Raw genomic sequence first — 12,084 nt, 5'->3', positions numbered from 1 at the left:
GCCACTGCACCGCAGGACGGGCGGGAACTTCAAATACTGGAACGGATGTTGCTCGCTTTCCGGCCGACAGCCGCGCGTCGCGGACGACCCCGGCGGCTCGTTTCCTGGTAGACCGGCGGAACCTGGGTACCGGTGGACCCAACGGCGCGCCGGATCCTGGAGGGCGTGCGCAGGGGGTGACGAGACGTGCCGTCGGCGAGAGGTGTGGACCGCTTCGAGGTCTCGACCCGGGATGTCGTGCGGGCGCACGAGGCCATCCGGGACACCTTCGCCCCGCACCGGCTGCGGGTCCGCGGCTCCCCGGAGAACTTCGCCTACCGCCAGGCGACAGCTTCCGTCGGTGGTCTCGCCGTCGATGTCCTGCAGCACACGATGAGCGTCCGTGAGGACGTCGATCCGGTCCACGACACCTGGATCGCCGTGCTCGGCGGAGGTGATCTGGAGGTGTCGCACGACGGCGAGCAGGTCCGCATCGTCGCCGGCGACGTGGTGATGTTCCCCCCAGGGCGCTGCGTTCACCTGCGAGTGGCGGCGGCTCGACCTCCACGTCGTCCGGGTCCCGACGAGCGAGATCACCCGGCGCGCCGCTGCGCAGAGCGGGCTGGACCCGGGCGAGTTCCGCTTCGAGGCCATCACCCCGGTGTCCGCCGCCGCAGCCCGCTACTGCCGGAACTCGGTCGGCTACCTGCACTCGCTGTTCGCCGGCGACGCCCCGCCTGTCGCCGAGCCGATCTTCCGGGCCGCCGCGATCGATGCCGCCGCGGCGGCGGTGCTGGCCGCCTTCCCCCACACGGCGACCGGCACCTCGGGCGCCGCTCCGCCCGGGCAGGTCATGCCGGCGGCGGTGCGGCGCACGGTCGAGTACATCGACGCCCACGCCGGCGAACCGCTGACCCTGGCCGACATCGTCGACGCCTCCGGGATCGGGCCGCGGGCGCTGCAGGCGGCGTTCCGCCGGTACCGGGACACCACCCCGACCGCCTACCTGCGCCGGGTACGCCTGGATCGGGTGCACCGCGAGCTGCAGGCCGCCGATCTGACCACCGACACCACGGTCGCCGCCGTCGCGGCGCGCTGGGGATTCGCCCACCACGGCAGGTTCGCCGCCGCCTACCGGCAGGCCTACGGCCGCACGCCGCAGCAGACCCTGCTGTCCTGACCACCCGCGGGTGGTACGGGGCGACCCGGCCACGGCGGACCGGTCGCCTGCGGCCCGGTCGGGGACGTGGTCGTTCCCGCCGAGCACCCGCGCGGCGACCGCTGGAGGCTCTCGGAGCCGCTGCGCTCGGCTCGCACGGTGGCGGGGTGAACTCGAACACCCCCAGTCCGCTCAGCAGCGCGCGGGCCATCAGCCGGCCGGCGAGCTCCGGCCGCGAGACCTCCTCGCCGGCCCGGAGGCGATCTGCTCGTACCGCTGCACGGGGAGGCCCAGGTCTTGTCGGTCGTGCGAGCTGCTGGAGGCCCGGCCAAGCAGGTGACCGGGCCTCCGTGCCTGCGCGGGCGGGTGGCTCGCGGGGTGTGTTGTGTGTCACCACGATTCTCTCTAGCGTGCGGAGCACGACCGCCGCCCAGGGAGGACCTCTCGTGTCCGTCGACGCCGCACCAGCTCCCGGAACCGTTCCGCAGCCCCGCAGGGCGGGCGCCGCCGACCTCGGCATCGACCTGTCCGACCGCGACTTCTGGTCCCGCCCGCCGGCCGAGCGGCACGCCGTCTTCGACCGGCTCCGCGCCCAGCGCCCGTTCGCCTTCTTCGCCGAGCCGGAGATCCCCAACCTGCCGAGCGGGCCCGGATACCACGCGGTCACCCGCTACGCCGACCTGGAGGCGATCAGCTCGCAGCCCGCCGTCTTCTGCTCGGGTGAGGGAGCCGTCTCCATCCAGGACATCCCGGCCGACCTCAACGAGTTCTACGGCTCGCTGATCAGCATGGACGACCCGCGGCACGCCAAGATCCGCCGCATCGTCGCGAAGACGTTCACGCCGCGGATGCTCGAACGGGTGGTCGACTCGGTGGCGGTCGTCGTCGACGACGTCCTGGCCGCGGTGCGCCGGAAGGCGGCCGAGGGGGACGGCACGTTCGACGTGGTCGCCGACCTCGCCGCCCCCATCCCGCTGCGGGTCATCTGCGACATGATGGGCGTCCCGGAGCAGGACCGCGCGATGGTGCTGGCCAAGTCGAACGTCATCCTCTCCGGCGGTGACCCGGAGCTCGTCGAGGACGAGGAGGACCCGCTCACCGGGGTGCTCATGGCGGGCATCGAGCTGGCCGGGCTGATGGAGCGGCTGGCCGCCGAGCGGCTGGCGCACCCGACCGACGACCTGACGACGGCGCTGGTGACCACCGAGGTCGAGGGCGAGAAGCTCACCCACCAGGAGATCGCCTCGTTCTTCATCCTGCTGCTGGTGGCCGGCAACGAGACCACCCGCAACGCGATCTCCCAGGGGCTGCTGGCGCTGCAGGAGCACCCCGACCAGCGTGCCCGCTGGGTCGCCGACCCCGGGCTCACCCGCACGGCGGTCGAGGAGATCGTGCGGTGGACCAGCCCGGTCACCTGGATGCGCCGCACCGCCACCCGCGACGGCGAGCTGAACGGCTACCCGTTCGCCGCGGGGGACAAGTTCCTGCTCTTCTACGCCGCGGCCAACCGCGACCCCGCGGTGTTCCCCGACCCGCACCGCTTCGACCTCGGCCGCGACCCCAACCCGCACGTCGGGTTCGGGTCGAAGGGGCCGCACTTCTGCCTGGGCGCGCACCTCGCCCGGCGCGAGCTGGCGGTCACCTTCACGCGGGTCTTCGAGCAGCTGCCCGACCTGGAGGTCACCGGCCCGCCCGACCGGCTCCGGTCCTCGTTCGTCAACGGGCTCAAGCGGTTGCCGGCCCGGCTGGCGGGCGGCCGGTGAACCGCCTGGAGGCCGACCTCGAGCGCTGCGTGGGGTCCGGCGCCTGCGAGGCCCTGGCGCCAGACCTGTTCGAGGTGGGCGACGAGGGGACCGTGACGGTGCTGCGCCCGCGTCCCGAGGGCGCGGAGCTGCGCGACGCCGAGGAGGCGGTGCGGCAGTGCCCCACCCGCGCGCTGCGGCTGGTCGCGGAACAGCCCGCCCCGGCGGCGGGTTGACCGCGGCATGGAGACCACCGTCACCGACGTCCCCGAGGCCGACCGGTTCGAGATCCGCGACGGCGACCGCGTGCTGGGGCTGGCCGCCTACGAACGCCGCGGCGACACCGTCGTGTTCACCCACACCGAGATCGATCCCGACGCCGGGCAGTCAGGGCTGGGCAGCACCCTGGTCCGCGCCGCCCTCGACGAGGTGCGGTCGCGCGGGGGGTCCGTGGTGCCGCGCTGCTCGTTCGTGGCCGGCTGGATCGAGCGGCACCCCGACTACGCCGAACTCGTCGCCGACCGGGACCGCTGAGAGAGGACCCCGTCCTCCCCGCCCCTCGCAGGCTCAGGGTGGGACCCGGGACGGGGCCGTCAGAGGACCTTGGTGCCGTACATCTCGCCGAGCGGGTCGGCGATGAGCTCGATGCGGGCGCCGTCGGGGTCGCGGAAGTAGACCGACACCCCGCTGTGCACCTCGTGCGCGATCCCGGCCTCGGTCAGCCGCCGCACCAGCTCCTCCCAGCGCTGCGGGTCGACGCTGATCGCCATGTGGTGCAGCCCGCCGAGCACCTCGGCGTACGGGCCGACGTCCAGGCCGGGGAAGTCGAAGAACGCCAGCAGGTTGCCGTTGCCGATGTCGAAGAAGAAGTGCGAGGAACCGGGGTAGTCGCGGTTCTCGATCAGCTCGGTCAGCGGGAAACCCAGCACGTCCTGGTAGAAGCGCACGGTGCGCTCGACGTCGCTGCTGATCAGCGCGGTGTGGTGCAGCCCCCGCGCGGTCGAGGCCGGCCGGGTACCGGCCGGGCGCAGGTGCGCGGCCCTGATGCGGTCGCGCTCCGCCTCGAGGGCGGGCAGGTCGCGGTCCTGGTCGGTGGTGCTCACGGCGTCTCCTCGTCGGTCGGTGGTGACCGCCACAACCCGTGGGACGCGGATCTCCTTCCCTGCGGATGCCCGCGGTGCCACCGGCTGCCAGGGTGGAGGTCGTGCGCGTTCTCGTGGCCGGGTGGTTCAGCTTCGACGAGGTGATCGCCACCGTCGGCGACGAGCTGGGGGCGGAGGCCGTCACCGGCTGGCTGACCGAGCTCGGCATCGACCACGACGTCGCCTGGGCGCCGTACCTGGAGCGGGGCGTGCACTGGCGCGACGTCGACCCGGCCGGCTACACGCACCTGGTCTTCACCACCGGGCCGGTCGGTGACCTGCCGGGTCTGCGCGACCTGACCGCCGCGTTCGCCGGGGCACGCCGGTGGGCGGTCAACGTCTCCGTGGTCGACGACGCCGCCCGGACGATGTTCGACGCGGTGTGGGAGCGGGACGCCCCGGGGGTGACCCGGCCGGACCTCGCGATCGGGGCGCCCGCGGCCGACTCGCCCGTCGTCGCCGTCGCCTTCGCCCCGCTGCAGGGGGAGTACGGCGACCGCAGCCGGGCCGACCGCGTGCGCGGCGTCATCGAGGAGTGGCTCGCCTCCCGGGCCCTGCCGTGGTTCCCCGTCGACACCGACCTGTACGAGAAGCCGCACCCACGCCGCCCGGCTCAGGTCGAGGCGCTGCTCCGGCGGTGCGACGTCGTGGTCAGCATGCGGCTGCACGGCCTCGTGCTCGGGCTCAAGAACGACCGCCCGGTCATCGCGTGCGACCCGATCGCCGGTGGGGCCAAGGTGGCCGGCCAGGCCCGCGCGCTGGACTGGCCCCTGCTGCTGGACGCCGACGAGGTGACCGCGGAGACCCTGGACGCCGCGCTGGCCCGCTGCGTGTCCGGTGAGCTGGCCGGCGCGGTCGGCCGCTCCCGGGACCGCGGGGAGGCCGGGGTCGAGGAGGCGCGGCGCTGGTTCACCGTGCAGCTGGGGCGCTGAGCGGGCGCTGCGCCAGGGCGAACCGCCGCTCCACCTCCGCCGGGACCGGCCGCCGCTGCCGGAGAGCGGCAGGCAGCCGGCGGGCCCAGCCGACCAGCGCCGCCCGCGCGGCCGCGTCCGACGGCGCCCGCCGGGCCAGCCGGGCGGTGGCTGCCATCGCCACCGGGAGCGGCCGGCGCAGCCAGTCCACCAGCAGGTCGTTGCGGGTCTGCAGCGCCCAGCGCTGCGGTGGGACGCCCGGCGGACCGGCCGGGTCGTGCCAGGCGACGACGTCGTCGGCGAAGCTCTGCTGCCAGCCGGCGGCCGCGAGGTCGAGCGCGAGCAGGTGTTCCTCGCCGGCGAAGAACAGCAGCGGGGAGAACCCGCCGACGGACAGGTACGCGTCGCGGCGGACCACCGTCGCGAACGCGGGGTAGCTCAGCACGTCGGGTCCCGGCGCCCCCGGCGTCCGCCCCAGGACCGCGGCCCGGTGCTTGCGGGTGACCGCGTCGACCGAGCCGTCGGCGGCCATCCGCACCCGCCCGGCCAGCAGCGCCACCCCGGGGTGGGCGTCGAGGAGGTCGGCGGCCCGGTCGAGGGCGCCGGCGTCCCACCACGAGTCGTCGTCGGCGAAGGCGACGTACGGGGTCCCGGCCCGTTGCACCCCCACCGTCCGCGCCACCGCCCCGCGGTTGGACGGCAGCTCCACCACCGCCACGGCCGGGTGCCGGGCGCGGACCGCGGCCACGGTGCCGTCCGCGGAGCCGTTGTCGACGACGACCACCGGGTGGGCGCCGTCGTCGAGGTGGGAGAGCGAGCGCAGCAGGGAGCCCCGCCGGTCCCGGGTGGCGACGACGACGGTCACGCGAGGGCTGGTCACCCGGTCCTGCGTACCGCGGCGGCGTGGTCCTCGAACACCGCCCGGGCACCGTGCGGTGAGGGCCGTCGGCCTGCGACGGGTGCGGCGGACGGGGGCGTCCCGGTCGCGGGATAGCGTTGCGGGAGCGGACGAGGAGGACCACCGTGATCGAACTGCGCACCCCCGGCGAGCTGGACGCGATGCGTGCCGCCGGCGCCGTCGTCGCCGACATGCACGCCGCGGTCCGCGCGATCGCGGCACCGGGTGTGCGGCTGACCCAGCTCGACGCGGTGGCCCGGGACGTCCTCGCCGACGCCGGCGCCACCTCACCCTTCCTCGGGTACGCGCCGCTGCCCACGACCCCGCCGTTCCCCGGGGTGCTCTGCCTGTCGGTGAACGACGTCGCGCTGCACGGCATCCCCACCCCCGAGGTGCTCGAGGACGGCGACCTGCTCAGCGTGGACGCCGGTGCGGTGCTCGACGGCTGGGTCGGGGACGCCGCGATGACCTACCCGGTGGGCACCCCGCGGCCCGAGGACCTCGCGCTGGTGGAGACGACCGAGCGCGCGCTGGCGGCCGGCATCGCGGCGGCCGTCGTGGGCAACCGGATCGGCGACATCTCCGCCGCGATCGGTGCGGTCGGCCGGGCCGGCGGGTGCGGTATCAACACCGACCAGGGCGGCCACGGCGTGGGGCGCACCATGCACGAGGCGCCGTCGGTGCCCAACGAGGGTCGCGCCGGCCGCGGGGTGCCGCTGCGCCCGGGCCTGGTCATCGCCATCGAGCCGTGGTTCCTCGCCGGCGGCAGCGACGACTACACGGTCGACGCCGACGGGTGGACGCTGCGCAGCGCCGACGGCAGCCGGGCCGCGCACGTCGAGCACACGGTCGCGGTGACCGCGGACGGCCCGAGGATCCTGACCCTTCCGCGCTGAGGGGCGCCGCCGTGGGCCCGGTGTCCCGCCGGGCGGTCGTACGGTGCACGCCGTGATCCTCGAGCACGCAGAGCTGTCCGTGGCACCCGGCCGCGAGGCCGAGTTCGAGGCGGCGTTCCGGTCCGCGGCCCCGATCATCTCCGCGTCGCCGGGCTTCCGGAGGCTGATGCTCTCCCGGTGCGTGGAGCGGGAGAACGTCTTCCTCCTGCTCGTCGAGTGGAACAGCCTGGAGGACCACACCGAGGGCTTCCGCGGGTCGCCGGCCTACCAGGAGTGGCGGCGCCTGCTGCACCCCTTCTACGACCCGCTCCCCGTGGTGGAGCACTTCCGCCCGCTGTTCATCGTCGGACCGACCCCGGCGGGCGCCTGACCGTCACCCCAGCGCCTGCTCGAGGTCGGCCACGAGGTCCTCGACGTCCTCGATGCCGACCGACAGCCGGACCAGGTCGGCCGGCACCTCGAGCGGCGAGCCCGCGGCGCTGGCGTGGGTCATCCGCCCCGGGTGCTCGATCAGCGACTCCACCCCGCCCAGCGACTCGGCCAGCGTGAACAGCCGCGTCCGCTCGCACACCCGCAGCGCCGCCTCCTCGCCGTCGCGGAGCCGGAACGAGATCATGCCGCCGAAGCCGGACATCTGCTTGGCGGCCACCTCGTGACCGGGGTGGTCGGGGAGCCCCGGGTAGAGCACCGCCGCGACCTCCGGCCGGCCGACCAGGAACTCCGCGATCCGGGCCGCGTTGGCGCAGTGCCGGTCCACCCGGACGCCCAGCGTTTTGAGGCTGCGCAGCACCAGCCAGGAGTCGAACGGGCCGGCGACCGCCCCCATCGCGTTGTGGTTGTAGGCGAGCTTCTCGCCGAGTTCGGCGTCGCGGGTGACCAGGGCCCCGCCGACGACGTCGGAGTGCCCGCCGAGGTACTTGGTCGTCGAGTGCACGACGACGTCGGCGCCCAGCGTCAGCGGCCGCTGCAGGTAGGGCGAGGCGAAGGTGTTGTCGACGACGAGCAGCGCGCCGGCCTCGTGCGCGACCGCCGCCGTCGCCTCGATGTCGGTGATGTTCAGCAGCGGGTTGCTGGGGGTCTCGCACCAGACCACCCGCGTCGTCGGCCGGATGGCCGCGCGCAGCGCGTCGGGTTCGTCGAGGGCGACCGGGGTGTGCTCCAGCCCCCACTCCGACAGCACGCGGGAGATCAGCCGGAACGTGCCGCCGTACGCGTCCCCGCCCAGGACGACGTGGTCTCCCGCCCGGCACGCCGTGCGGAGCAGGGTGTCCTCGGCGGCGAGCCCCGAAGCGAACGCCAGGGCGGTCGTCCCCTCCTCGAGCGCGGCCAGCGCGGCGTGCAGGGTGTCGCGGGTCGGGTTGCCGCTGCGGCTGTACTCGTAGCCGCCGCGCAGCCCGCCGACGCCGTCCTGCTTGTAGGTGGTGGTCAGGTGCAGCGGCGGGATGACCGCGCCGGTGGCCGGGTCGGGCTCCTGCCCGGCGTGGATGGCGCGGGTGTTGAACCCGGTCACCGGGTCACCCCCGCGAGGTGGCCGAGCACGTCCTGCCGGGTGACCACGCCGGCGGGCTTGCCGTCGACGTGCACCAGCAGCGCGTCGGCCGAGCCCAGCTGGGCGACGGCGGCGCTGACCGCCTCACCCGAGCCGACGATGGGCAGCGGCGGGCTCATGTGCTTCTCCACCCGGTCGGCCAGCGAGGCGCGGCCGGCGAACAGCGCGTCGAGCAGCGTCTTCTCGTCGATGGAGCCGACGACCTCGCCGGCGGTGACCGGCGGCTCCGCCCGCACGACGGGGAGCTGGCTGACCCCGTACTCGCGGAGGATGTCGATGGCGTCGCGGACGGTCTCGTTCGGGTGCGTGTGCACCAGCGTGGGCGTCTCGCCCGACTTGGCGTGCAGCAGCTCGCCGACGGTCTCGCCGCCGGTGGCCTCGACGAAGCCGTAGTCGGCCATCCACGCGTCGTTGAAGATCTTGCCCAGGTAGCCGCGGCCGCCGTCGGGCAGCAGCACCACGAGGACGTCGTCCTTCGTCAGCCGCTCGGCCACCCGGAGCGCCGCCACCACCGCCATGCCGCAGGAGCCGCCGACCAGCAGGCCCTCCTCGCGGGCGAGCCGGCGGGTCATCGCGAACGAGTCGCCGTCGGAGACCGCGACGATCTCGTCGGCGACCTCCTTGTCGTAGGTGCTGGGCCAGAAGTCCTCGCCGACGCCCTCGACCAGGTACGGGCGGCCGGTGCCCCCGGAGTAGACCGAGCCCTCGGGGTCGGCGCCGATGACCTGCACCCGGCCGTCGGAGGCCTCCTTGAGGTACCGGCCGACGCCGCTGATCGTCCCGCCGGTGCCCGCCCCGGTGACGAAGTGGGTGATCCGGCCGTCGGTCTGCGCCCAGATCTCCGGCCCGGTCGTCTCGTAGTGCGAGCGCGGGTTGTTCGGGTTGGAGTACTGGTCGGGCTTCCACGCACCGGGGGTCTCCCGGGCCAGCCGGTCGGAGACCGAGTAGTACGACCGCGGGTCGGCGGGGTCGACGGCGGTGGGGCAGACGACGACCTCCGCACCGTAGGCCTTGAGCACGTTGATCTTCTCCTGCCCGACCTTGTCGGGGCAGACGAAGATGCAGCGGTAGCCGCGCTGCTGGGCGACCAGGGCCAGGCCGATGCCGGTGTTGCCGCTGGTCGGCTCCACGATGGTGCCGCCCGGCTGCAGTTCACCGCCGGCCTCGGCGGCATCCACCATCCGCACGGCGATCCGGTCCTTCACCGAACCGCCGGGGTTGAGGTACTCGACCTTGGCCAGCACCAGCGGCGCGTCCGGGCCCAGGTGGCGGGTCACGGACGACAGCCGGACCAGGGGGGTGTTGCCGACCAGGTCGACGACGGACTCGGCGTACTGCACGGGGGCGCCTCCTCGTACCCGGGCCGGCCTCGTCGCCGCCCCGGTCGTGCTCATCCCACCAGACGGGGCCGGTCAGGGCTTGAGGACCACCTTCGTGCAGTCGTCCTCCTTGTCCCGGAACATGCGGTAGCCCTCCGGCGCCCGGTCCAGCGGCAGGGTGTGCGAGATCAGGAAGGTCGGGTCGATCTCGCCGTCGCGGATCTTCTCGTAGAGCGGCTTCAGGTAGCGGTGCACGTGCGCCTGGCCGGTGCGCACGGTCAGCGACCGGTTCATCAGAGAGCCGACCGGGAACTTGTCCATGAGCCCGCCGTAGACGCCGATGATCGAGACGGTGCCGCCGTTGCGGCAGGCCATGATCGCCTCGCGCAGCGCGTGCGGGCGCTCGGTCTCGGCCATGACGGCGGTCTTCGCCCGGTCGTAGGCGTCGACCGCGGCGGTCGGATGGGTCGCCTCCAGCCCGGCGGCGTCGATGCACCCGTCGGGACCGCGGCCGGCGGTGAGTTCCTTCAGGGCGTCGAGGACGTCGACCTCCTCGTAGTTCAGGACGTCGGTGGCGCCGGCCTCGACCGCCTTGTCCAGCCGGTAGCCGAACCGGTCGATGGCGACGATCCGCTCGGCGCCCAGCATCTTGGCGCTGGCCACCGCGAACAGCCCGACGGGCCCGGCGCCCCAGACGGCGACGACGTCACCGGGCGAGATGTCGCACATCTCCGCGCCCATGTAGCCGGTGGGGAGGATGTCGCTGAGGAAGAGGACCTGCTCGTCGGTCAGGTCGTCCTCGATCTTCAGCGGGCCGACGTCGGCGAACGGCACGCGGGCGTACTCGGCCTGGCCACCCGGGTAGCCGCCCACCAGGTGCGAGTAGCCGAAGATGCCGCAGGGGGAGTGGCCCCAGAGCTTCTCGGCCATGCCGGCGTTCGGGTTGGAGTTCTCGCAGACGGAGAACAGGCCCCGCTCGCAGGCGTTGCACGCGCCGCAGGCGATGGGGAACGGGACGACGACGCGGTCGCCGACGCGCAGGTTCGAGACCCCCTTGCCGATCTCGACCACCTCGCCCATGAACTCGTGGCCGAGGATGTCGCCCTTCTTCATCGTGGGGATGAAGCCGTCGTAGAGGTGCAGGTCGGAGCCGCAGATGGCGGTGGAGGTGATCTGCACGATCGCATCGCGGTCGTTGAGCAGCCGCGGGTCGGGGACCTCGTTGACCTCGACGTGGTTCTTGCCCATCCACTGGGTGGCGCGCACGGGGTGTCCTTCCTGGGGTCGGCGGGTCAGGAACGGGGCGCGGCGGGCTGCTGCTTCGCCATCCGGCGGGCCAGCGGGCCCTCGGGCGTGCCCTCGGAGCGGACCACCTGCCCGGTCTCGAGGATCTGCTTGAAGCGGGCGAGGTCGTCGCGGACCTGCTGGTCGGGGGCCTCGCCGAACAGCTTCGCGACCGCTTTGCCGGCCTTGCCGCCGGGCTGGGCGTAGGCCAGCCGCACCCGAACCTCGGTGCCCTGCTCCCCGGGGGCGGGGCGGAACTCGACCACCCCGGCGTTCTCGACGTCGGCACCGGGCAGCGACCGCCAGCGGATCCGCTCGCCCGGGGACTCCTCGACCACCTCGGCGTCCCACTGCACGGTGCGCCGGCCCGGTGCCTCGGCGACCCAGTGCCAGCGCCCGATGCCGGCGGGGCGCACCTCGCGCACGTGCGCCATGAACTCGGGCAGCCGGGAGAAGTCGTGCCAGCGGGCGTAGACCTCCTGCGGCGGCCTGTTCACGGTGGCGGCCGCGGAGACGTCGATCGCGCTCTTCCAGGGCGCCGAGGAGGGCAGCAGCTCGCGGGCGGCGCTGCGGCTGCCGGCCCGGCGGGACCGGGCGGCGGTGAGCAGGTCGAGCGCGGCCAGGCCGGCGACGGCGGCCGTGGCGGTGCGCAGCCGGCGCCCGCGCTCGCCACCGCGGCTCGACAGGGCCACCCCCATGGCGGTCAGGTCGATCGCGTCGCCGGCCACCCGGGTCCAGGCCCATCCCGGCCGGCCGGCGAGCAGCGGTCCGGCGTGCAGCAGCTCCCGGGCGCCGACGAGCGGGATCACCGAGAGCGCGGTCGCCGAGTCGTCGACGCCGGAGAACCGCGCGACGCCCTTCGGGTCGCGCAGCATCGCGACGCCCAGGCCGGTGCTGGCGAGGCCCAGGACGCGTGCGGTGCGGCGCGGACCGCGGCTGGCGGAGCGGGAGCTCATGGGGGTTCTCCTGACGGTCGGTCCGTCGATGCGGGGAGCGCGCCGGCGGGCGGGTGCGACGGGACGGTGGCGGCGGCGACGGCTACACCCGGCCGCCTACCCGTGACCAGCACCCGGAAACTCCGCGGCACGCGGCCACGTCCGGTGACCGTCCGGGCACGGTGGTGGTGCGGCCGTCCGCGCGCCGCGGCCCGGCGGTGGCAGCGGCGCGCGGACGGCCGCACCACCACCGTGCCCGGACGGTCACCG

Annotated in this window: 13 protein-coding genes; 7 read left to right on the top strand and 6 right to left on the bottom strand. The window is 74.4% G+C overall.

What is annotated here, in order from left to right:
- Nucleotides 1–640 precede the first annotated feature (640 nt).
- From E9565_RS23210 to E9565_RS10675, 4 genes are all read left to right on the top strand, one after another.
- Nucleotides 641–1,159: a helix-turn-helix transcriptional regulator gene (locus tag E9565_RS23210; protein WP_236835008.1), complete on the top strand. Its 519-nt coding sequence runs from the start codon at nucleotides 641–643 to the stop codon at nucleotides 1,157–1,159.
- A gap of 425 nt (nucleotides 1,160–1,584) precedes the next feature.
- Nucleotides 1,585–2,901 carry a cytochrome P450 gene (locus tag E9565_RS10685; protein ID WP_236835006.1) on the top strand — a complete coding sequence of 439 codons (1,317 nt, stop codon included), beginning with the start codon at nucleotides 1,585–1,587 and terminating at the stop codon, nucleotides 2,899–2,901.
- On the top strand, nucleotides 2,898–3,116 hold the full coding sequence (locus E9565_RS10680) for a ferredoxin (RefSeq protein ID WP_236824749.1): 219 nt from the start codon (nucleotides 2,898–2,900) through the stop codon (nucleotides 3,114–3,116). Before E9565_RS10685 ends, E9565_RS10680 begins: the two co-directional genes overlap by 4 nt.
- A gap of 7 nt (nucleotides 3,117–3,123) precedes the next feature.
- Complete coding sequence (locus E9565_RS10675; protein WP_236824748.1) at nucleotides 3,124–3,414, top strand: GNAT family N-acetyltransferase; 291 nt, start codon at nucleotides 3,124–3,126, stop codon at nucleotides 3,412–3,414.
- Nucleotides 3,415–3,473: 59 nt separating this feature from the next.
- Here the strand turns inward: E9565_RS10675 and E9565_RS10670 are convergent, their stop codons facing one another.
- The gene (locus E9565_RS10670; protein WP_236824747.1) at nucleotides 3,474–3,983 is read right to left on the bottom strand and encodes a VOC family protein; all 510 of its coding nucleotides are present in this window, start codon (nucleotides 3,981–3,983) and stop codon (nucleotides 3,474–3,476) included.
- A gap of 101 nt (nucleotides 3,984–4,084) precedes the next feature.
- Here E9565_RS10670 and E9565_RS23205 point away from each other — a divergent pair, with 101 nt between their 5' ends.
- On the top strand, nucleotides 4,085–4,954 hold the full coding sequence (locus tag E9565_RS23205) for a polysaccharide pyruvyl transferase family protein (protein WP_236835004.1): 870 nt from the start codon (nucleotides 4,085–4,087) through the stop codon (nucleotides 4,952–4,954).
- Here the strand turns inward: E9565_RS23205 and E9565_RS10660 are convergent.
- On the bottom strand, nucleotides 4,932–5,813 hold the full coding sequence (locus tag E9565_RS10660) for a glycosyltransferase family 2 protein (RefSeq protein ID WP_236835002.1): 882 nt from the start codon (nucleotides 5,811–5,813) through the stop codon (nucleotides 4,932–4,934). The genes E9565_RS23205 and E9565_RS10660 overlap by 23 nt on opposite strands.
- A gap of 143 nt (nucleotides 5,814–5,956) precedes the next feature.
- Here E9565_RS10660 and map point away from each other — a divergent pair, with 143 nt between their 5' ends.
- On the top strand, nucleotides 5,957–6,727 hold the full coding sequence (gene map, locus E9565_RS10655; RefSeq protein ID WP_236824744.1) for a type I methionyl aminopeptidase: 771 nt from the start codon (nucleotides 5,957–5,959) through the stop codon (nucleotides 6,725–6,727).
- A gap of 52 nt (nucleotides 6,728–6,779) precedes the next feature.
- Entirely contained in the window at nucleotides 6,780–7,097 is a 318-nt protein-coding gene (locus E9565_RS10650) for an antibiotic biosynthesis monooxygenase (RefSeq protein WP_236824743.1), read from the top strand.
- Nucleotides 7,098–7,100: 3 nt separating this feature from the next.
- Here E9565_RS10650 and E9565_RS10645 read toward each other — a convergent pair whose 3' ends face one another.
- The 4 genes from E9565_RS10645 to E9565_RS10630 form a co-directional block, all read right to left on the bottom strand.
- Nucleotides 7,101–8,237 carry a cystathionine gamma-synthase gene (locus E9565_RS10645; protein WP_236835000.1) on the bottom strand — a complete coding sequence of 379 codons (1,137 nt, stop codon included), beginning with the start codon at nucleotides 8,235–8,237 and terminating at the stop codon, nucleotides 7,101–7,103.
- Nucleotides 8,234–9,616 carry a cystathionine beta-synthase gene (locus E9565_RS10640; RefSeq protein WP_236834998.1) on the bottom strand — a complete coding sequence of 461 codons (1,383 nt, stop codon included), beginning with the start codon at nucleotides 9,614–9,616 and terminating at the stop codon, nucleotides 8,234–8,236. The genes E9565_RS10645 and E9565_RS10640 overlap by 4 nt, the downstream gene beginning before the upstream one ends.
- Nucleotides 9,617–9,688: 72 nt before the next feature.
- A complete protein-coding gene (locus E9565_RS10635) occupies nucleotides 9,689–10,861 on the bottom strand; it encodes a zinc-dependent alcohol dehydrogenase (RefSeq protein ID WP_236824740.1) in 1,173 nt (390 codons plus the stop codon).
- Between the two features lie 26 nt (nucleotides 10,862–10,887).
- Nucleotides 10,888–11,835, bottom strand: a complete 948-nt coding sequence (locus E9565_RS10630; protein WP_236824739.1) for an SRPBCC family protein — start codon at nucleotides 11,833–11,835, stop codon at nucleotides 10,888–10,890.
- Nucleotides 11,836–12,084: the final 249 nt, after the last annotated feature.

Origin of the sequence: Blastococcus sp. KM273129 (assembly GCF_021698995.1) — a bacterium.
Classification (GTDB): Bacteria; Actinomycetota; Actinomycetes; order Mycobacteriales; family Geodermatophilaceae; genus Blastococcus.
This window is presented reverse-complemented; position numbering and strand designations above follow the sequence as displayed.

Bases quoted from the DNA above. Each gene is read 5' to 3' on its own strand.
- E9565_RS10675 (WP_236824748.1), top strand. From the start codon at position 3,124: ATGGAGACCACCGTCACCGACGTCCCCGAGGCCGACCGGTTCGAGATC.
- E9565_RS10630 (WP_236824739.1), bottom strand. From the start codon at position 11,835: ATGAGCTCCCGCTCCGCCAGCCGCGGTCCGCGCCGCACCGCACGCGTC.